We start from the raw sequence: 19,996 nt of genomic DNA on the forward strand, positions 1-19,996 counted from the left end.
TCAGCGGGCTCCCTGCACGGTGTAGCTGCGGGTTTCGACCTGCACGATCCTGTCGACGAAGATCGACGGGGTGACCACCGCCTCCGGGTCCAGCGTGCCGACCGGGACGACCTGGCTGACCTGCACGATCGTGGTGCGTGCGGCGGTCGCCATCACGGGGCCGAAGTTCCGCGCGGTCTTGCGGTAGACGAGGTTGCCCAGCGTGTCCGCCCGGTGCGCGGCGATCAGCGCGTAGTCGGCCTTGATCGGGTACTCGAGCACGTAGGTCCTGCCGTCGATCTCTCTTGTTTCTTTACCCTCCGCGAGCGGCGTGCCGACCGCCGTCGGGCAGAAGAACGCGCCGATGCCTGCCCCGGCGGCGCGCATCCGTTCGGCGAGATTGCCCTGGGGCACAAGCTCAAGCTCGATCTTGCCCTCGTGGTAGAGGCCATCGAAGACGTACGAGTCGGCCTGCCTGGGGAAGGAGCAGATGACCTTCCGTACCTGGCCGGCCTTGAGGAGGGCGGCGAGGCCGACGTCACCGTTGCCCGCGTTGTTCGAAACGATCGTCAGGTCCCTGGCACCCTGCCTGATCAGCGCGTCGATCAGGTCGAACGGCATGCCTGCCAGGCCGAAGCCCCCGACAAGGACCGTCGATCCGTCCTCGACGCCGGCGACCGCTTCGTCCGGCGTCTGGAGTAGCTGGGCCCGGCTCACCGCGTCGTGTCCCCTTCGTTCGATCAACGTCGTTCGATCGTCCCCAGCTTGCCATATGTGCTTGCGCTGGCGTGGGTGCCCGCGGGGGCTTTATGGCGTTTTGGCGGTGTATGTATTGGGGCTTCGGACGGGGTGCGGTGCGCGGCTGCGCCGGCCCCCGAGCTTGTGTATTGGGTTTGCATAGCTGGCGACCACTTTCAGTGGATTTGAGGTGGTCACGGGGTGCCGGGGCGCGACACCGGGTGGCGATGCGGGGTCAGATGGTGCCGGTGAGGGCCTGGAGGCCCAGGCTTGCGCCGGCCACGGTGATCCACAGCAGCGCGCCGAGCAGCAGCGGACGGTGTCCCGCCTGGCGGAGGGCAGCCACATCGGTGGACAGGCCGATGGCGGACAGCGCGACCGCAACGAGGAACACCGACACGTGCTGGATGGGTACGTGCGCGCCGACTGGGATCACGCCGGAGGAGTTGACCGCGGCGGCGATGACGAAACCGATCAGGAACCAGGGCACGAGCTTGACGATGCGCTTCGGCGACATCCGGGCGGCGCGGGCGGCCGGTGCGGGGGTGGTGGCGGCGGGGTCGGCCGGCGATGCGGTGGCCGTGGCGGCGGTGCGCTTGCGGGCGGTTAGGGCGGCTAGGCCCAGGCAGATCGGGATGATCATGAGCGTGCGGACCAGCTTGACGACGACGGCGTGGCTGGAGGCGGCGGCGCCGTAGGTGGCCGCGGTGGCGACGACGGAGGAGGTGTCGTTGACTGCCGTGCCCGCGAACAGGCCGAACGACTGCTGGCTCATCCCGAGCGCATGGCCGAGCAGCGGGAAGGCAAGGACCGCCGCGATGTTGAACAGGAAGATCGTTGAGATGGCGTAGGCGACGTCCGCGGACGCGGCCTCGATCACCGGGGCGACCGCGGCGATTGCCGAGCCGCCGCAGATCCCGGTGCCGACGCCGACCAGCGTGCGCAGGTCGTGCGGGATGTTGAGCAGCCGCCCGTACAGCCAGGCCGCGCCGAGGCAGATGGCGAGGGTGACGAGCATGACCGGCAGCGACGAGACACCGACCCTGGCCGCCTCGCCGATGGAGAGCTGGGCGCCGAGCAGAACCACTGAGCACTGCAGGACGAAGGTGCTCGCCCACTTCAGGCCGGGAGCCAGGCGCGCGCCTGGCCGGATGGCGAGCGCGATCCCGGCGCCGATGACCGCGCCGGGCACGGCACTGCCGACGAGTGGGACGTGCTGCCCGACGACCGTCGCTACCGCAGCCACTGTCAGCGCGAGGAGGAGGCCGGGAGCGATAGCGGCCACCCGGCCGCGGGGGTGGCTGCCGGCAACTGCGCCACCGGCCGGACGGGCTGATGCGCAGGCGGGGCGCTCGCCCGCGGACGGCTGGGCCGTGCGTGGCTCGCCCGTTAGCGTATCGCCCGTTAGCGGGGTCGGCGCGGTGCGGTGCAGGTGCAGGTGCAGAACGGTCATGGCTATTCCAGGCTCGCCGGCTCGCTGGCCTGCGGGAAGGACAGCGGCCTTGTGAGGGTACAAACTAGCCTTGTGGCCCTGGAACGCCGGATGGCGGAACGATGGCCGGGCAAACCGCGGGACGCTGCAGCAGTGCCGGTCCTGGTGCTTGTGCTCGGACTCGTGCTCGGGGACGGGACGACGACGGGCGGGGCGGCATGAACGAGACAGCGACGCGCCAGGCGCGGACGGCATGAGCAGGGCGGTGCGATGAGCGAGACGGTGCGGGATCTCGGCGCGCTGCGTGCGCTGCGCGAGGTGGGCAGGCAGGGGTCGATCGCCGCGGCTGCGGCCGTGCTCGGCGCATCGCAGCAGGCGGTGTCCGCCCGGATGCGAAGTCTGGAGCGGGCGATGGACATCACGCTGCTCGCCCGCAACCCGGCCGGGTCACACCTGACCGAGCAGGGGAGGCTTGTCGTGGGCTGGGCGGAAGACGTGCTCGACGCGGCCGACCGGCTTGAGGCGGGACTGCGGTCCATCAGGTCGGGCGTCTCCCATCGGCTGGCCATCGCGGCGAGTCAGACGATCGCGGAGCACCTCGTTCCGCACTGGCTGGTGGAGTTGCGCGCTGCCGAGCAATCCGCCGGGTACCCGCCGACCGTCGTCGAACTCACCGTCGGCAACTCCACCGGGGTCATCGAGCTTGTCCGCGATTCACGGGCCGGGCTTGGCTTCATCGAGACACCGCACCTGCCCGCCGACCTGGTAACCACGCCGCTGCGAGACGACGAGATGCTCGTGGTCGCCGCGCCCGGCCACCCGTGGGCGCGTCGCCGTAATCCGCTGCCGCTGGCCGAGATCGCCGCGACGCCGCTTGTCATGCGGGAGGCGGGCAGCGGCACCAGGGACACGCTCACCGACCACCTGGCGGCGCAGGATCCGCCGCTGCGGCCGCGGGTCGCGATGGAACTCGGCACGAGCGCCGCAGTCCGCTCGGCGATCGCCGCCGGCGTGGGGCCCGGCGTGCTCAGCAGGCTCGCGGTCCGCGACGACCTGGTGCTCGGCCGGCTCGTCGCGATCGAGATCGAAGGGCCGCCACTGACAAGGCAGCTCACCGTCGTCTGGCGGGCGGATCACGATCCGCTGTCGCCGGAGGCGGTCCGGCTCCTGGCGACTGCCGGACGGCCAGAGCCGCAGGGCCGCCGGCCTGGCCGCGGGCCGGCGGGATAAATTTCCGGCTAGATAAGAACGCATACAAAACTCAGAAAAATGAGTATAATTGTGGCTTCTTGTGAACTAGTTCTTTACTATCTGAACCGGCGCGAGCCCTGGGCTTCTGGCAAGCTCGGGACTTGAGGCAAGCCCCGGACTTCAGGAAAGCCCCGGACTTCAGGAAAGCAAGGTGCGGCCGTACCAGTCGCTCTGGCTGCGCACGCCGGGGAGGGTGAAGAAGTAGCCGCCGCCGAACGGCTGCACGTAGTCGACGAGCGGCTCATTGACCAGTCGCTTCTGCACGGTCTCGAACTGGCGCTCCAGGTCCTGCTGGTAGGCGATGAAGATGTGCCCCGCCTGCAGGTTGCCGTTGAGGTCCACGCCGAGGTCGTAGTTGTAGGAGCGGCGGATGAGCCGCTGGTTGGCGGTCTGCGCGGTGCGCGGGTTGGCCAGGCGGATGTGCGAGTCGAGCGGGATCACATTCCCGTCCGGGTCAGCCTTGTAGTCGGGCGTGTCGAACTCGTTCGTGCCGTCGAGCGGCGCGCCGGTGTCCCTGCGGCGGCCGAACATACCCTCCTGCTCGTTGATGGACACCCGGTCCCAGAACTCGACGAGCATCCGGATCAGCCGCACGACCAGGTAGGACCCGCCGATCGCCCACACCGGCTCCTTGGGGTCGTCCACCCAGATGAGGGAACTCGCGAGTGTCCCCGTCGGGTTCGCGGTGCCGTCCTTGAACCCGAGCAGGTTCCGCCCGCTGCCCGACGGGCGCGGCGGCGAGTTGTAGCCCTCGATCTTCCAGCGCAGCTGCATGCCGTCCCTGGTGTGCTTGAGCACGTCCCTGATCGCGTGATGCACCGTGTCCTGGTGGTTGGCGCTGAACTGCAGGACGAGATCGCCGTGTAGCCACGCGGGGTCCGGCGAGTCGTTGGGGAACGCGACGAGCGGCTTGAGCTTGAGGGGCTTGCGGTCCGCCAGGCCGAAGCGGTCGTCGAACAGCGTGGAACCCGCCGACATGGCCACGGTCAGCCCGTCGGACGGCACCACGGGGCCGAGCACGTCGCTGTCCGACGGCGGCTGGCTGACGCCCAGGTTTGGCGGCGTGCCGCCAGCGGCGAGGAACCGGGCCCTGGTGGTGATCGTCTGGAACAGTTCGGCGAGTGCCGTCTTGTTCTCCGCCGTGACGTCGAAGGCCGCGACGCAGGTGGCCGCCTGCTTGCCGGACGGCCCAGGAGTGAGGATGCCTGACTGATGCTCGCCGTGGAACGGGTACGACGCCGCCTCGGCCACCTCGGTCCCCTGGGTGGCCGCGTTTGCGTCGGCCCGCGCACCGCCGATCAGCACGCCGCCGGCCAGCGCGGTGCCCGCGGCACCCGTCGCGGTGCCCTGGAGGAACTTGCGGCGGCTGAGGTCCACGGGATTGCGCTCCTAGGTTGGTTTCGTGATGGCGGTCAGGTTCGGGTGGCGGTCAGGTCTCGCGATGGGCGGCCGGTCTCGGGTATTAGTGAGTGACCGGAACTTCGAGCAGGTCAGGAACGGCGGCGAGCGTCTCGACCAGCTCGCCGGTGGCCGCGTTCACCTGCTGGCGCTTGTCCAGGGAGACCGCCGTTAGCGGCTGCCATTGCCCGTTGGCCTTCGTCGCCTCGAGGGCCGCGTCGAGCGTGCCGAGCTGACGTTCGGCCGTGGCCACCAGGCCCGGCTGGCGCTGGTTGAGCAGCCTCGCTAGGTAGCCGAGCACCGCCCGGTCGACCCGGGTGTCGGCGTAGGTCATCGCGTACGCGGCGCCCGCGCCCTCGTCGTCGATGCCTGACAGGTGATCGCGGAGCGCGTCCTCGATGATCTCGTGCGCGCGCAGCGACAGGTTGGTCGGATCGCCGGTCAGGTCGTCTGAGGTCAGGTTCTGCTGGATCGCGGCGACATTCCTGGCGACCGCATCCGCGACGGGGAGCAGCTCGCTAGCCAGCTGGCCGTGCCACAGGCCGTACTCCAGGCGGTGCAGGCCGGTGAAGCCCTTGTCGCTGACGCCGTCGGCCAGGCCGTCGGGCAGGCCGTCGACCGCGAGGCCGAGGTCGCCGAAGCTGTTGTAGGACGCGCCGACCCGCTCCCAGGCGAGCTGGGCGGTCAGCCAGTCCTGCTTCGCCCGCGCGATGTCGCCGCGGCGCAGGTCTGCCTGGATCGCGGTGACATCCGCGGCGAGGTCCGTGAGCTGGACGGCCGCATAGCCCTGGTAGAGCTTGTTCGGCGGAGTCAGTTCCGCGACGGTGACGGGCTTTACGGCGACCGGGTCGGACACCTTGGTCCCTGTGCCCGCCGACACCGCCGACACCGCCACGGCCTGCGAGGACGTCGCCGGCTTGGAGCCCATCAGACACTGGAAGGTGTAGCTGCCGGTGCCGAGCGTCGCGGTCAGCGGCGCCGACGTGCCAGGGCCGAGGGTCTCGATCTCGCCGATGATCGCGCCGGCGGCATTGTCCAGCCTGATCTCGCCGGCCAGCCCGGAGTTGTTGGTCACGGTGATCGTCTGGGTGCCGGCTCCAGCCGACGTCCACTCTGGTGCGCACTTGGTGCGGGTCACCGAGACCGTGCTGGCGCCGCTCGACTGCGCGGCGGGCAGCACCGCGATCGTCACGCCCGCGGCGAGGGCGGGCACTGCGACGAGGACGCCGCCCACCAGCCACGGGCTGCCCGCGGCCGTCCGCTCCCAGCGGCCGATCGCGGTGCCGTTCGCGGCGGGGGCGACGACAGGGGCCGGGCGGGCGGCGGACACGGTGTCGACGGCGGGTGCGGCGGGCTTGACCGCGCTCTTCGTGGCGGCGCGGCCCGCGTTCACGAACGCGGGGATGACGAACGCGAGGTAGGCCAGCCAGGCGGTGACCTGAAGGACGGTCATCCGCGGCGACAGTTCGGTGAGGCCGGTGACGATCGACGCCCACCAGGAGCCCGGGTCGATGGGCGCGGTCAGGTCGAATGCGACCCAGGTGTGACCAGGCAGCCAGCCCGCATCCTGCAGGTCGCCGAAGCCATAGGCGAGCACGCCCGCCGCTATCACGATGAGCGCGAACGCTGTCCTGTTGAAGAACACGCCGACATTGAGCCGGACCGCCCGGCGGTACAGCAGCCAGCAGAGCGCGATCGCGGCGGCGATGCCGACCGCGGCGCCGATCAGCGGACCGACCGTCTGCCCCGATGCCTTGGCCGCCGTCCACAGGAACAGCGTCGTCTCCAGGCCCTCGCGGCCGACGGACAGGAACGCGGTCAGCGTGAGCGCTCCCGCGCCGATCGCCACGGCCCGTTCCACCTCGCCGCGCAGATGCGACGACAGGGTGGACGCGGTGCGGCGCATCCAGAAGATCATGCCGGTGACCAGGCAGACCGCGAGGACGCTGAGCAGGCCGCCGACCGCCTCCTGCTGTTGGCTGGACAAGACGCTGACCGAGAAGGTGAGCACCGCGGCGAAGGCGCCGACCAGGCTCACCGCGCCGACCACGCCGAGCCAGATCGGGCCGGCCGACAGTGCCGGCTCCCCGCCCTGCTCGGCTCGCGCCGCCGCGGTCTTCTTCACCGCGGCGAGCAGGATGGTCACCACGAGACCCGCCTCGAGTCCCTCACGGAGCCCGATCAGCAGGTTAGGTACGCTGTCCGCCCAAGTCACGGTGACTAAGGTTAGGCTTACCTAAGCGATGCGTCCACCGAATGTGGCCTAGCTCATGGTCAAGATGCGATGAAACCCCGCCGCCGGCTACCGACCGTGCATTGGATTGTCAGTGTTCGCCGAACTTATCCGCCCACCAGGACTGGTGCGCCCGCGACTGGTCGGCGGCCGCACCGAGTTCACCGAGCGCCGCGGCCCAGCGTTCGTCGGTGAGGGCTAGCACCGGGGCGTCGGCTCCGGTGGCGGCGATGATGCTCTGCGCGATCGCGACGTCCTTGGCCATCAGGCCGAGTGCGAACCCGGTCGCGTAGGCACCGTTGACCACGTTGGCGCCGATGACGTTCGCGCTGACGAATGAGCGCCCGGTGGATGCGTTGATGATGTCGATCATCGTCTTCGGGTCGAGCCCGAATCGCGCGCCCGCCACCACCGCCTCGGCGGTGGCGCAGTAAGTGGCGGCGCCGACGACGTTGTTCAGCGCCTTCATGGCGTGTCCGCTGCCCAGGCGGCCGGTGCGGAACTGCCGCGCCGGGTCGCCGAGCACGCGGAGCGCCGGCTGTGCGCTTGCCACGTCCTCGTCCGCACCGCCCACCATGATGGACAGCTCGCCGGTCTGCGCGCGTGGCACGCCGCCGGACACGGGCGCGTCCACCACCCGGACTCCCCGGGCCTCGAGCGCCGCGCCGAGTCGCAGCGTATCGGCGGGATCGGCGGAGCTCATCTCGATGACCAGCGCGCCGGGTCGCAGGGCAGCGCCGATCCCCCAGCCGAGGACGGCGTCGGCGACGATCCGCCCGTCGGGGAGCATGGTGACCACGATGTCCGCGGCCGCGAAGTCATCCGGCGCGGTCGCGGCGGCGGCGCCTGGGTGCGCCGCGGCGAAGCCGTCCTGCCGGCCCGCGTCCACGTCCCTGACGACGAGGGGGAACCCCGCGGCGTGCAGGTTCGCGGCCATGGGCCAGCCCATGTTGCCGAGCCCGACGAATCCGATGGTGAGTGCGCCCATGCCCCGATTGTCATCGCGCGCCGGCGTGCTGGCCATCCCCGTGCAGCACAAACGTGCCGCACCGTGGTTGGTGGTGCGGCGCCGGGATGTGGTTGGGTGCTCCGCGCGGGGGCGTGGTGAGTGGCCCGCGCCGCTTGTGGCTGGAAGCCCCCGGTGGAGTGCGGTTGCCTCCGCGGGCCGGGATGTGGTTGGCGGTCCCGCGCGGGACCGTGATGAGTGGCCGCGCACCAGCAGGGCGCTAGAGCGCGGGCCGTGCCTTGCGCGTCAGCGCCGTGAAGTTGCCGATGATGGTCGCGCCATGGGTGGTCAGGATCGACTCGGGGTGGAACTGGACGCCCTCGATGGGGAGGCTGCGGTGCCGCACGCCCATCGGGAGAGTCTCGGTGCGGGCGGTGACCGTCAGGTCGCCGGGGAGGGTGGACTCGTCGATGATCAGCGAATGGTAGCGGGTCGCCTCGAACGGCTCCGGCAGGCCGGCCAGCATCCCGCGGCCGTCGTGACTGACGGGGAACGCCTTGCCGTGCACCGGAACCGGCGCCCTGACGATCCGCGCGCCGAACGCGGCGCCGATCGCCTGATGGCCGAGGCAGATGCCGAGCAGCGGCACGCCGGCCGACGCGCACGCGGTCACCGTGGCGATGCTGATGCCCGCCTCGGCCGGTGCGCACGGGCCGGGAGAGATGACCACGCCCGCCGGGCCGGCGTCGATGATCGCGGCGGCGGTCACCTCGTCGCTGCGGATGACCTCGACTCGCGCGCCGGCGGTCTCGAGCAGGTGGGCGACGTTCCCGGTGAACGAATCGTAGTTGTCGAGCAGCACCACAAGAGGGCGGCCGGCGGCGCCGGCCGCGGTGCGCCACGGGATCCGCGGGGCGGGGCGGTCTTGGAGGCCGGTCGGGGCCAGCGGGGCTGCCGGCGCGGGGGGTGCGGAGGCGTGGGCGGCGGGCGCGGGCAGAGCGGCGGGCGCGGGCAGAGCGGCGGGCGCGGGGGGTGCCGCGGGCGGTGCGGCGAGGATGTCCGCCTCATCTGCCGGGCGGGCGGCGAGCGACGCGGCGAGAGCGGCCGTGACCGGGCCCGACGGCCAGGCGCGTCGCACACCCGCGACGGCACGCACCGCTAGCAAGCCGACCACGGCGTTGGTCACGAACACCTCGCTCGCGTCGGCGAGCTCGTCGAGAGTGAGCGGCTTCTGGCCGGTCCGCACGCCGAGCGCCCTCGCCGCGCGGAGCACGGCCGCACGGGTGGTGCCTGGCAGCAGGCGGCCGTCGGCGGGCGGGGTGAGCAGCACGCCGTCGATGACCGCGAACACGTTCGCCCGGTCGGTCTCGAGCAGTTCGCCGGTCTCGTCGGTGAGCAGCACCTGCTCACCGGGCGCGGCGGCTGCTGCGAGCGCTGTGAGCAGCCTGCGGTCGCGGTACTTGTGGCCGCCGATGCCGCCGGCCACGTTTACCGGGCGCAACATGACCGTGGCGGGCCCCGCGGAGAGCGGCACGACCTCGATGGCTGCCTGCAGCGGCCCGCCGACCGGCCGGACCGAGATCCGCAGCCGGCCAGTCGGCCCGCCGGCCAGGCAGCGCGCCAGGTCGTCACGGAGCGAGCTGGGCAGATCCTTACCGTAGAGCGCGCGGACGCTTGCCGCCAGGCGGGCCAGGTGCGCGTCGAGGCCACGGGTCACGCCGCCGGTCACGGTCAGCGAGCTGAAGATGCCCGCCGCGGGGTGCGGACGCAGCGCGGCGCGCTCATCCGAGCCGAAGACCCCGGGGGCGGGGCGTGCGTGCGATGCGGCGGGATGCGGGCGGGTCGCGGCGCGGTCGTCCTCGCCGGCCTGCTGGTACACCGTGGCAGTGGCGGCAATGCCTTGGGCAGCAGTGTCTTTGGTGGCAGTGTCCTTGGCGGCAGTGTCCATGGCGGCACTGTCCGGCGCGGTGGCGGCGTTGGCGTCCGCGGCGTCCAGCCGTGCGCCGATCGCGGTCAGCAGCGGGGTCGCCTTGATGAGGCACTCGGCGTACTCGGCGGCGGGGTCGGAGTCGGCGACTATGCCGCCGCCGGCGCCGAGCCAGGCCCGCCCGGGCGCGCCGCCGCGGCCCGGCGCGAACTCGAACGTGCGGATGGCGACGTTCAGCTCGAGGCCCGCGGCCGGCGAGCGGTAGCCGATCGCGCCGGTGTACACCTCGCGTGGCGTGGCCTCGAGCTCGTCGATGATCTCCAGGGCGCGGACCTTCGGCGCGCCGGTCACCGAGCCTGGCGGGAACGTGGCACGGATCAGGTCGCCATCGCTGGTGCCCTCGTGCAGCTTGCCGGTGACGGTGGAGACCAGGTGCCAGACGCCGGGGTGCGGCTCGGGGCCGAGCAGAACGGGCACGGTCACCGAGCCGGCGACGCAGACCCGGCTGAGGTCCGCGCGCACCAGGTCGACGATCATCACGTTCTCCGCGCGGTTCTTCGCGGAGGCCTCGAGGGTGGCGCGCTGCGCCGCCGCCTCGTCCGCGCCGCCGTCGCGGCGCGCGGTGCCCTTGATCGGCTTGGAGGCGACCGTGTCCGCCTCCCGGCGCAGGAACAGCTCCGGTGACAGCGACGCCACGGCGGCCCGGCCCTGAACGTCTCCGCCCGCGCGGGCGGAGACGCTCACGAACGCGGCATAGGGCGGGTCGAGCACGGCCGCGGCCCTGCAGAACGCGTCGAGCGGGTCGCCCGCGTACTCCGCCTGCGCCCGCAGCGTGATGTTCGCCTGGAAGATGTCTCCCTGGCGGATGTACTCCACCGCCGCGCGCACCGCGTCGATGTGCCCGTCGGCGCCGGGGACGAGACGGAACGGGCCGAACTCGCAGCCCTGGCCGGTGACGCGATCCGCGTCCGCGGCGGCCGCCCGGCGTTCGAGCTCGGCGAGGCGGGCCTCGATCGCGTCGGCCCGGCCCGGCGTCCACAGCGCCTCGAAGAACCACTCGCCCGTCGCCCGGTCGCGGCGCAGCACGTGGTCGTAATAGCCGAACCACCACAGGGGCAGGGCACGCGGCCCGCTCGCGGGCAGCGCCTCCCCCGCCGCGCTGTAGCCGAGATAGCCGATCCAGCCGCCGCCGAAGACGGGACCCGCGCCGTCGGCTTCCGGGTCAGGCGCGGCGGGAAGCCCTGGGTCGAACACCTGGTACGGCGACCAAGGCGCGGACCGTACGGTGACCGGTTCCGACGCGATGATGTCGGCGCCGCCGGCCCAGTCGCCGAACAGCGCCACCGGATGTGGATCGCACCTGACCAGGCGCAGCGCCGCCTCCCGGCTGAGCTGCCAGCTCAGCGGCCTGCGCATCAGACGCGGTGCATTTCCCCCCGGCATAGCCCGAGGCTACCGGCGGCCACGCCTCAAGGCGTTAGCGAACCCGACAAATCACCCACCCCGGCGCCTGCGTGCGCCCACTGAGTCACCGCCTGAGTTTCCTCCGTCGTTTCACTTGCGTTAAATCCCGGGCCGACCCAGGCTCGGCCAGTGCCCGTAGGTTCGTGCCGTCTCAGCACGCACCTGGAGGTCACCCCCATGCCCGAAATCTCGCGCAGAAACCTCATCCGCGGCGCCGCGGCAGTCGGCGGCGCCGCGGCGGTGACGGTCACGGCCGCCGCGCAGGACGCGGATGCCGCCGCCCGCCAGCAGGGCGCCAAGGGCGGCGTACCGCGCCACGGCGACATCCGCGACATCAAGCACGTGATGATCCTCATGCAGGAGAACCGGAGCTTCGACCACTACTACGGCTCGCTGCGCGGAGTGCGCGGGTTCGCCGACAAGGCCACCATCCTGCTGCCTGGTGGCCTGCCTGTCTGGCAGCAGCCGTCGACCGCGCCCGGCCTGCCGGTCACCGCCACCCAGTACCCGTGGCCGCTCAGCTCGGGCACATTCAGCGGCGCGCAGCCGCCGTCGCCTGAGCAGGGCGCGCAGAACTACGGCGGTACCGACCACTCCTGGCCCACCCAGCACGGCGCGTGGTACGGCGGGCTGATGAACGGGTGGCAGTACGCCAAGGGCGGGCCCACCACGCTCGGCTACCTCGCCCGCAACGACATCCCGTTCCACTACGCACTCGCCGACGCCTACACCATCGGCGACGCCTACCACTGCTCGGTGCTGTCGGCCACCGGCCCGAACCGCACCTACCTGTGGTCGGGGACCATCAACGCCGACCAGGCCAACGGCAGCTTCATCGCCAACAACGGCGGCGACGAGCTCGGCGAGTTCCTGCCCTGGCAGTCCTATCCGGAGACGCTGCATGCGGCCGGGGTGAGCTGGAAGGTCTACCAGGGCAGCGACAACTACGGCGACAACGGCGCGCAGTACTTCAAGACGTTCGCCGACCTCGACCCGTCGCAGGGCGGCACCGCCCCCGCGCCCGGCACCAACGTCTACTACGACAACGGCCTCGCGATCGTGCCCGAGCCGCTCGACGCGGATCTGTCCAACGGCGACAACCTCGCCAACGCCATCGCGGCCGACGTCACGGCGGGCTCGCTGCCCCAGGTCTCCTGGGTGGTCACCAACCAGCGGTACTCCGAGCACCCGGACGGCGCGCCGACCGACGGCGCGTACTACATCGGCAAGGTGCTGCAGGCCCTGGCCGCCGACATGGACGTGTTCAACTCGACGCTTGTCATCATCGACTTCGACGAGAACGACGGCCAGTTCGACCACGTGCCGCCGCCGGTGCCCGTGGCGGGGACCGCGGACGAGTTCGTCCTCGAGACCTCGGTCGCGCCCGCGCCGCTTCCCGTCGGCCTCGGCTTCCGTGTTCCGCTGCTGCTTGTCTCGCCGTGGACCCGCGGCGGCTGGGTCACCTCCGAGGTCAGCGACCACACCTCGGTGATCCAGTTCCTCGAGCAGTGGACGGCGGCGATCGGCAAGCCGGCGCACTGCCCGAACATCAGCGCCTGGCGGCGCGGCGTGTGCGGCGACCTCACCGGGGCGCTCGACTTCAAGAGCCCGGTCTACGGCCTGCCGAACCTGCCCTTCGTCACCGCCACCGTGGGCGAGGCGCACTCCTACTACCCGGTGCCGGCGAGCGACGTGATGCCGGTGCAGGAGGCGGGCCGCAAGCCGGCCCGTGCCCTGCCGTACCAGCCGAACGCGAGCCTGGCCGGCTTCGCCACCGCGAACGGGACGGTCACCGCCCAGCTGCTGCTCAGCAACAGCGGTCCGCACACATCGCGGTCCAGTCACTTCTCCGTCTATGACAACACCCTCACCACCTCCCCCGGCATCGCCGCCTACCCGGCCGCGTTCCCCGGCCAGTACACCGTGCCACCCTCGGCACACAAGGCCGAGACGGTCACCGCGACCGGACCCGTCGCCGCGAGCGGGGCGTACGATCTGACGGTGACCGGGCCGAACCGCTTCCTGCGCCGGTTCACCGGCAACGTCACCACGGCCGGCGCAAACGTCGTGGTGACCGCGGACTACTTCACCGACGGCTGGGGCCCGCGTCCCGCGCTCACCCTGGCGCTGGCTAACAACGGCCACGCGGACGTCACCTTCACCGTGACGGCGAACCAGTACGCCGCTGGCCCGGCGCGCACCTACCGGGTGCACGCGGGCAGGCGCGCGTCGCACGCGATCGACCCGATCGTGACCGCGCACGGCTGGTACGACGTGACGGTCACCGTCGACACGGACGCGTCCTGGTCGCAGCGGTTCACCGGGCACCTGGAGAACGGCCAGCCGAGCATCACCGGCTGACGTCTGTCGATGCGCCTGTCCGCCGCGGCGGCCGCTGCGGCGGACAGGTGCTTACCGGACTGTTACCTGTCCGCGTGAAGCAACCATCCGCGGGCAGCTGTGCGTCTACCATGCGAGTGCGATCACTGGCCGATGGAAGGCGGGGCATGGACTGGCGGCTGCATGGACGGAGCCGGAGGCTGGCCATCGTGCTGGCCATCAGCCTCGCGGTGGTCACGGCGGTCACGGGCACCGTCCTCGCCCTCACGCTGCACAGCGGCCCCGCGCCCGCCAAGCTCGCATCGGCGAAGCTGCAGCCACGCCCGACGGTGAAGGCGACACCGCCGCCACCGCGGCCGCACAAGAAGGGGCCGCTGCTCGACCCGTTCACCGGGGAGCGGATCAAGAAGCTCGACCCGGTGCTCGCGGTGAAGATCGACAACATCGTGTACGCCAGGCCGCAGACCGGGCTCCAGTCGGCCGACATCGTGTACGTGATCCCGGTCGAGGGCGGCCTCACCCGGTTCATGGCCGTCTTCTCCTCGCACTTCCCCTCGGTCATCGGCCCCGTGCGCAGCGCGCGGCAGAGCGACCTCGACCTGCTGCGTCAGTTCGGCAAGCCCGCATTCGCCTGGTCCGGCGCGACACCGCACCTGGTGCCGTTCATCGAGCGGGCGCCCATCTACGACCTGTACGCCAACCTGGTCGGCGGCTACTACCGCTCACCCAACCGGGTCGCGCCCTACAACCTGTACGCGAATACCAGGACTCTGCTGTCCGAGGCGCCGCGCGCGAGCAAGGCCAGGGACATCGGCTTCCGGTTCGGCTCGCTGCCGGCCGGCGGCAAGCCGACCGCGAAGTACTCGGTCAAGTACCCCGCTGCGTCCTATACCTTCCGCTGGTCGGCGAAGGACGGGCGCTGGCTCACCTGGATCGACGGCTCGCCCGCCGAGGCCACCGAGAGCGGCCAGCTCGGCGGCCGCACGGTGATCATCCAGTACACGCGGATCGCCACGTCCCGGTTCGAGGAGTACGGCGGCCGCCCGCCTTACGCGCAGTCCGTCGGTCATGGCAAGGCGGTCATCCTGCGCAACGGCCGCGCCTACATCGTCCGCTGGTCCCGGCCGAACCTCGAGGTGGGCACCACCTACACGCTGCGCAACGGCAAGCGAATGCTCTTCCAGCCCGGACAGGTCTGGGTCATCCTGGCCCCCGACAGCCACGCCAGCTACGTCAACGCGGCGAAGGTCTGAGGACGGAGCTCTTGTCCGCGTAGGCGGACATCGGGGGGTACAGGGGGTCGTCCCCCGGGAGATATGCCGTGCCGCGGGCCTGATATGGTCGCGGTTTTTGCGATCAGGCCCGCGGCACGGCGGTGCTGGCGCGGATGATCAGGCGGGTGGGGACGATCGTGGTGCCGGCCTCCGAGGCGGCGCCTGCCGAGACCTTGGCGAGCAGCCTGCGCACGCTGAGCCTGCCCACGGTGTCGAAGTCCTGGCGGACCGTGGTGAGCGGCGGCCAGAGCGAGGCGGCCACGTCCATGTCGTCGAAGCCGACGACGCTGACGTCGCCTGGGATGTCCCTGCCCAGTTCACGCAACGCCCGCATGACTCCGAGGGCCATCTGGTCGTTGGCGGCGAAGATCGCGGTGACGTCGGGGCGACGGGCGAGGGTCAGCCCGTGCCGGTAGCCGGATTCCGCGGTCCAGTCGCCGTGCAGCGGCGGGGGCGGTGTCAGGCCGGCGTCCCGCAGCGCGGCGGCCCAGGACTCGGCGCGGTGCGCGGCGGAAAACGACGTCTGCGGCCCGGCGATGTGCCAGACCTGGCGGTGCCCGAGGCCGAGCAGGTGCCCGGTGGCCTGCCTGGCGCCGAGGGCGTGGTCGGTGGCGACGATGGTATAACCGGGACTCGTCCCCGAGTCGATGACCACGACGGGAACACCGGGCGGCAGCGTGAACGCGGTCTCGTCAAGGAACCGCGCCTGCAGGATGATGACCGCGCCGTCGACGGCCTGCGCGGTCATCCGCCGGTAGGCGCCTGACACTCGCGGCAGGGTCGTGTCGGCGATCGGCATGAGCAGCACGGAGTATCCCGCACGGGCGGCCTCGGTCGAGATCGCGTCAAGCGCGCGGATGTTGCCGAGCGTCTGCAGGGAGGTCATGATCACGCCGATGGTGTGGAAGCGGCCGCTCTTGAGCGCGCGGGCCGCGCCGTTCGGCCGGTAGCCGAGGGCCGCCATGGCCTCGAGCACGCGGGTCCTTGTCGCCTCGTCCACGTTGGCCTGCCCATTGGAGACCCGGGAGACGGTCTGCGCCGAGACCCCCGCCATGCGGGCCACATCGGCCATGGACGGGCGCTGCGGCACCGCGCTTGTTCCGCTGACTGGTTTCCTCGCCGACGTCATGTCACTATGTTTACGCAAACATGGGACTGGAGGAAACAGGAACCGATGGCTGGGATCACCAAGCGTGTCACCAGGCTCAGTGACGGCAGGGAACTGCTCTACTTCGACGACGCGGACACCGCGCTGCCGCCCGAGCGTCCCGCCGACGCGAGACCCCCGGAGCCGAGGCCCGCGCTGCCCGCCCTGCGCCAGGACCCGCTGACCGGCGAATGGATCTCCATCGCCGCGGCGCGGCAGAACCGGGCCTTCCTGCCGCCGACCGAACTCGACCCGCTCGCCCCGTCGACCCCAGGCAACCTCACCGAGGTCCCGGGCGACTACGACGTGGCCGTGTTCGAGAACAAGTCGCCGTCGTTCGGGCCAGCCCTGCCCGCGGGCAAGCCCGCCTATGACCAGGCCGACCTGGACCGCATCGGGCTCGGCCGGTCGCTGCCCGGCTACGGACGGTGCGAGGTGGTGTGCTTCGGCCCGCAGCACACCGGCTCCTGGGCCGACTTCAGCGTGTCCCGGGCGCGGACCGTCGTCGAGGCGTGGGCCGACAGGACCGCGGCGCTGTCGGCGGTGCCCGGCGTCCGGCAGGTGTACGTGTTCGAGAACCGCGGCGCGGAGATCGGCGTCACGCTGCACCACCCGCACGGGCAGATCTACGGCTACCCGTACGTCACGCCGCGCACCAAGAACCTGCTCGACTCGATCGCGAACTACGGGCCTGGGCTGATGGGCGACATCCTGGAGTTCGAGGCCAAGTCGGAGCGGGTGCTCATCAGTGGCGAGCACTTCACCGTGTTCGTGCCGTTCGCCGCCCGCTGGCCGATCGAGGTGCACATGCTCCCGCACCGGCACGTCCCCGACTTCGCCGCGACGACCACGGCGGAGCGCGACGAGATCGCGGTGCTCTACCGGCGGATCCTGCGCGGGCTCGACCGGATCTACGGCACCCCCACCCCGTACATCGCCGCCTGGCTTCAGGCCCCCGTGCATGTCGGCCGCGCTGACATCCGACTGATGCTCCAGGTCACCTCGCCGCGGCGGGCCGCGGACAAGATGAAGTTCCGGGCCGGCTCAGAGACCGGCATGGGCGCGTTCATCGGCGACATCGAGCCCGAGGCGGGCGCCGCCCGGCTGCGGGCGGCGCTCGACGGGCTCGACTGACGGGGCGGTACAGCCGGTACACGCGGTACCAGCGGTACAGGAGGTACAGGCGGCATGTCGGAGGGCGGAGGAACAATGGGCAAGACACGGGCAATGGGCCGGGCGACGGTGCGCGACCGCGCCGTCCGCGGCTTCACCAGCCGATACGAGCGTGCCCCGGAGGCGGTATGGTCCGCGCCAGGGCGGGCAAACCTGATCGGCGAGCACACCGACTACAACGATGGCTTCGTACTGCCGTTCGCAATCGGCGAGCGGACCGCGGTGGCCGCCGCCCGCCGCCGCGACGACACGATCGCGGTCGCCTCCACGGGCTACCCCGCCGTCCGGGTCAGGCTCGCAGAGATCGCCCCTGGCACCGTGAGCGGCTGGTCCGCGTACCCGCTCGGCGTCGCCTGGGCGCTCGGCCAGGCCCGCGACCTCAACGGTTCGGCGGGGGCCGGCCCGGCGGGCGCCGACCTGTTCATCGACTCCGACGTGCCGCCCGGCGCCGGCCTGTCCTCCTCAGCCGCGCTCGAGATGGCGGTGGCCGGCGCGCTCGCCGAATTGTGGGGACTTAACCTCGGAACCGCCGAGTTCGCCCGGGCGGGCCAGCGGGCGGAGAACGAGGTCGTCGGCGCGCCCACCGGGGTGATGGACCAGTACGCGTCGCTGCTCGGCCGGGCGGACGCGGCCGTCTTCCTCGACTGCCGCAGCCTGGTGGCGCGGTCGGTGCCGCTGCGGCTCACGCCGGCCGGGATGGCGCTGGTGCTGACCGACACCGGAGAGCGGCACGCGCACGCCACCGGTGGCTACGCCGCCCGCCGCGCCTCCTGCGAGAAGGGCGCGGCGCTGCTCAGAGTCCCCGCGCTGCGCGACCTGTCTGTCGCGGACCTGCCGCGCGCCGAGGCAGCACTCGACGCCGAGACCGGTCGCCGGGTCAGGCACGTGGTGACGGAGAACGCGCGGGTTGAGGCGACCGTCGCCGACCTAGCGGCCGGCGACCTGGCGGCGGCGGGCCGCCGGCTGACCGCCTCGCACGCCTCCATGCGCGACGACTACGAGATCACCACACCCGCACTCGACCTGGCCGTGGAGGTGGCGCTGGCGGCAGGCGCGCTCGGCGCCCGGATGACCGGCGGCGGTTTCGGCGGTTCGGCGATCGCGCTGATCGAGGAGGCTCGGGTGGCCGACCTGACCGAGGCTGTCGCGGATGCCTTCGCCGCGGCGGGCTTCGGGCCGCCGCGGATCAGCCGGGTGACGCCGAGTGCCGGGGCGGGCACGGAGATGTGACATACCGGTCACCGCTCGCGGGCCCCGTGTCGTCGCGGGCGGGAACGGCCCGGCCGTTCGCGATGATTCGCTGGCTTATCCTTGGCGGGATGTCAGGTCAGAAGAGCCGCGGATGAGCCAGGGATTTCACCGGAGGCTGGCCAGGCATATCCTTCTCGACCTCACGCCGCTGCGCCGGTCGCGTGACTACCGCGCGCTGATCAGCGGGCTCGGCATCTCGGTGCTCGGCAATCAGCTCACCACAGTCGCGGTGCCGTTCCAGGTGTACGCGATCACCCGGTCCTCGCTCGTCGTCGGCCTGGTGTCGCTCGCGCAGCTGTTCCCGCTGATCTTCGGCTCGCTGCTCGGCGGGTCGCTCGTGGACGCGGTCGACCGGCGCAAGCTGCTGATCGTCGTGGAGGCGATCGGCGCCGCGTCGAGCGCCGGGCTCGCGCTCAACGCCGACGTCGGGCCTGCGCTGTGGCCGCTGTTCGTCTTCCCCGCGGTCAACGCGTCGCTGTCCGGCATCGACAGCTCGGCGCGCAACGCCATGCTGCCCGGCATGGTCGGCATGGACCTGCTGCCGTCCTCCAACGCGATCTTCCAGTCGATGTTCCAGACCGGCGCCATCGTCGGGCCGGCCGTCGCCGGACTGCTGCTCGCCGGGGCCGGGGTGCACTGGATCTACTGGATCGACGCGGTCAGCTTCCTGGCCGCGCTGACCGCGGCCGTGCTGATCGCGCCGCAGCCGCCATCGGCAGCGCCGGGCAGCACGGTCCGGCCGGGCTGGCGTTCCACGCTCGAGGGGCTGCGGTTCGTGCGGCGCACCCAGCCGGTGCTCGGCGCCTATGCGATCGACCTGAACGCGATGGTGTTCGGCATGCCGCGGGCGCTGTTCCCGGCACTCGCCGCCACCGTGTTCGGCGGCGGCGCGACCACTGTCGGGCTGCTGTACTCGGCACCCGGGGCAGGGGCGCTGCTTGGCGCGCTGACCAGCGGCTGGGTCGGCCGGGTACGCCGCCAGGGACTTGCCGTCATCGCCGCCGTGCTTGTCTGGGGCGCGGCGATCACCGGGTTCGGCATCGTGCGCTGGCTGCCCGCCGCCCTGGTGCTGCTCGCGGTCGCCGGCTGGGCCGACGTGCTGTCCGCCGTGTTCCGCAACACGATGGTCCAGTTCGCCGGGCCTGACGGGATGCGCGGCCGGCTGATGGGGGTGCAGATGGCCGTGGTGGCCGGCGGGCCGCGCCTGGGCGACCTGGAGGCAGGCGCGGTCGCCAATGCCTTCGGCGACACGGTGTCGGTGGTGTCCGGCGGGCTCGCCTGCATCGCCGGGGCGCTGCTCGTGGCGTGGTCGCTGCCCGGGTTCACCCGGGCGCGGTCCGGGCTGTCGCGGCATGCGGCCGAGCACGCCGGGGAGCCGGCGGTCGAGCCGGAGTAGCGCGGCCGAGCACGCCGGGGAGTCCGCGGCCGAGCCGCAGTAGCGCG

Annotated in this window: 13 protein-coding genes; 6 read left to right on the forward strand and 7 right to left on the reverse strand. The window is 71.8% G+C overall.

Annotation, left to right across the window (positions count from 1 at the left end; translation table 11 throughout):
* Positions 1-696, reverse strand: coding sequence for a 3-oxoacid CoA-transferase subunit A (locus EAS64_RS32910; protein ID WP_145859399.1), 696 nt, complete (start codon positions 694-696; stop codon positions 1-3).
* A 256-nt stretch (positions 697-952) separates the two neighbouring features.
* Complete coding sequence (locus tag EAS64_RS32915) at positions 953-2,170, reverse strand: YeiH family protein (protein WP_145859401.1); 1,218 nt, start codon at positions 2,168-2,170, stop codon at positions 953-955.
* A gap of 249 nt (positions 2,171-2,419) precedes the next feature.
* On the opposite strand from EAS64_RS32915, the gene EAS64_RS32920 reads away from it, so the two are divergent.
* On the forward strand, positions 2,420-3,379 hold the full coding sequence (locus EAS64_RS32920) for a LysR family transcriptional regulator (RefSeq protein WP_145859402.1): 960 nt from the start codon (positions 2,420-2,422) through the stop codon (positions 3,377-3,379).
* Positions 3,380-3,538: 159 nt separating this feature from the next.
* Here the strand turns inward: EAS64_RS32920 and EAS64_RS32925 are convergent, their stop codons facing one another.
* From EAS64_RS32925 to EAS64_RS32940, 4 genes are all read right to left on the reverse strand, one after another.
* Entirely contained in the window at positions 3,539-4,777 is a 1,239-nt protein-coding gene (locus EAS64_RS32925) for a Dyp-type peroxidase (protein WP_145859404.1), read from the reverse strand.
* Positions 4,778-4,862: 85 nt separating this feature from the next.
* Positions 4,863-7,013, reverse strand: a complete 2,151-nt coding sequence (gene efeU / locus EAS64_RS32930; RefSeq protein WP_145859405.1) for an iron uptake transporter permease EfeU — start codon at positions 7,011-7,013, stop codon at positions 4,863-4,865.
* Between the two features lie 109 nt (positions 7,014-7,122).
* Entirely contained in the window at positions 7,123-8,019 is an 897-nt protein-coding gene (locus EAS64_RS32935) for an NAD(P)-dependent oxidoreductase (protein WP_145859407.1), read from the reverse strand.
* 238 nt (positions 8,020-8,257) lie between these two features.
* The gene (locus EAS64_RS32940; protein ID WP_145859408.1) at positions 8,258-11,320 is read right to left on the reverse strand and encodes a chorismate-binding protein; all 3,063 of its coding nucleotides are present in this window, start codon (positions 11,318-11,320) and stop codon (positions 8,258-8,260) included.
* 225 nt (positions 11,321-11,545) lie between these two features.
* Between EAS64_RS32940 and EAS64_RS32945 the strand changes: the two genes are divergently transcribed.
* Positions 11,546-13,729, forward strand: coding sequence for a phosphocholine-specific phospholipase C (locus tag EAS64_RS32945; RefSeq protein WP_145859410.1), 2,184 nt, complete (start codon positions 11,546-11,548; stop codon positions 13,727-13,729).
* Between the two features lie 188 nt (positions 13,730-13,917).
* Complete coding sequence (locus EAS64_RS32950) at positions 13,918-14,961, forward strand: DUF3048 domain-containing protein (RefSeq protein ID WP_187366346.1); 1,044 nt, start codon at positions 13,918-13,920, stop codon at positions 14,959-14,961.
* Positions 14,962-15,064: 103 nt separating this feature from the next.
* Here EAS64_RS32950 and EAS64_RS32955 read toward each other — a convergent pair whose 3' ends face one another.
* Positions 15,065-16,111, reverse strand: coding sequence for a LacI family DNA-binding transcriptional regulator (locus tag EAS64_RS32955; protein ID WP_145859413.1), 1,047 nt, complete (start codon positions 16,109-16,111; stop codon positions 15,065-15,067).
* Positions 16,112-16,156: 45 nt separating this feature from the next.
* Here EAS64_RS32955 and galT point away from each other — a divergent pair, with 45 nt between their 5' ends.
* The 3 genes from galT (at position 16,157) to EAS64_RS32970 (ending at position 19,949) form a co-directional block, all read left to right on the forward strand.
* Entirely contained in the window at positions 16,157-17,263 is a 1,107-nt protein-coding gene (gene galT, locus EAS64_RS32960; RefSeq protein ID WP_145859415.1) for a galactose-1-phosphate uridylyltransferase, read from the forward strand.
* Between the two features lie 75 nt (positions 17,264-17,338).
* Positions 17,339-18,532 (forward strand): galactokinase, encoded by a 1,194-nt coding sequence (galK, locus tag EAS64_RS32965; RefSeq protein ID WP_246115976.1) that lies wholly within the window; start codon positions 17,339-17,341, stop codon positions 18,530-18,532.
* A gap of 112 nt (positions 18,533-18,644) precedes the next feature.
* On the forward strand, positions 18,645-19,949 hold the full coding sequence (locus EAS64_RS32970) for an MFS transporter (RefSeq protein ID WP_145859417.1): 1,305 nt from the start codon (positions 18,645-18,647) through the stop codon (positions 19,947-19,949).
* The last annotated feature ends 47 nt before the right edge of the window (positions 19,950-19,996 follow it).

It is taken from the genome of Trebonia kvetii, from assembly GCF_007827045.1.
GTDB classification, from domain to species: Bacteria; Actinomycetota; Actinomycetes; order Streptosporangiales; family Streptosporangiaceae; genus Trebonia; species Trebonia kvetii.

What these genes read in the sequence shown, in the direction of transcription:
- EAS64_RS32915 (WP_145859401.1), bottom strand. Translation starts at nt 2,170, where the DNA reads ATGACCGTTCTGCACCTGCACCTGCACCGCACCGCGCCGACCCCGCTA.
- EAS64_RS32920 (WP_145859402.1), top strand. Translation starts at nt 2,420, where the DNA reads ATGAGCGAGACGGTGCGGGATCTCGGCGCGCTGCGTGCGCTGCGCGAG.
- EAS64_RS32935 (WP_145859407.1), bottom strand. Translation starts at nt 8,019, where the DNA reads ATGGGCGCACTCACCATCGGATTCGTCGGGCTCGGCAACATGGGCTGG.
- EAS64_RS32940 (WP_145859408.1), bottom strand. Translation starts at nt 11,320, where the DNA reads ATGCGCAGGCCGCTGAGCTGGCAGCTCAGCCGGGAGGCGGCGCTGCGC.
- EAS64_RS32945 (WP_145859410.1), top strand. Translation starts at nt 11,546, where the DNA reads ATGCCCGAAATCTCGCGCAGAAACCTCATCCGCGGCGCCGCGGCAGTC.
- EAS64_RS32955 (WP_145859413.1), bottom strand. Translation starts at nt 16,111, where the DNA reads ATGACGTCGGCGAGGAAACCAGTCAGCGGAACAAGCGCGGTGCCGCAG.
- galT (WP_145859415.1), top strand. Translation starts at nt 16,157, where the DNA reads ATGGCTGGGATCACCAAGCGTGTCACCAGGCTCAGTGACGGCAGGGAA.
- galK (WP_246115976.1), top strand. Translation starts at nt 17,339, where the DNA reads ATGGGCAAGACACGGGCAATGGGCCGGGCGACGGTGCGCGACCGCGCC.
- EAS64_RS32970 (WP_145859417.1), top strand. Translation starts at nt 18,645, where the DNA reads ATGAGCCAGGGATTTCACCGGAGGCTGGCCAGGCATATCCTTCTCGAC.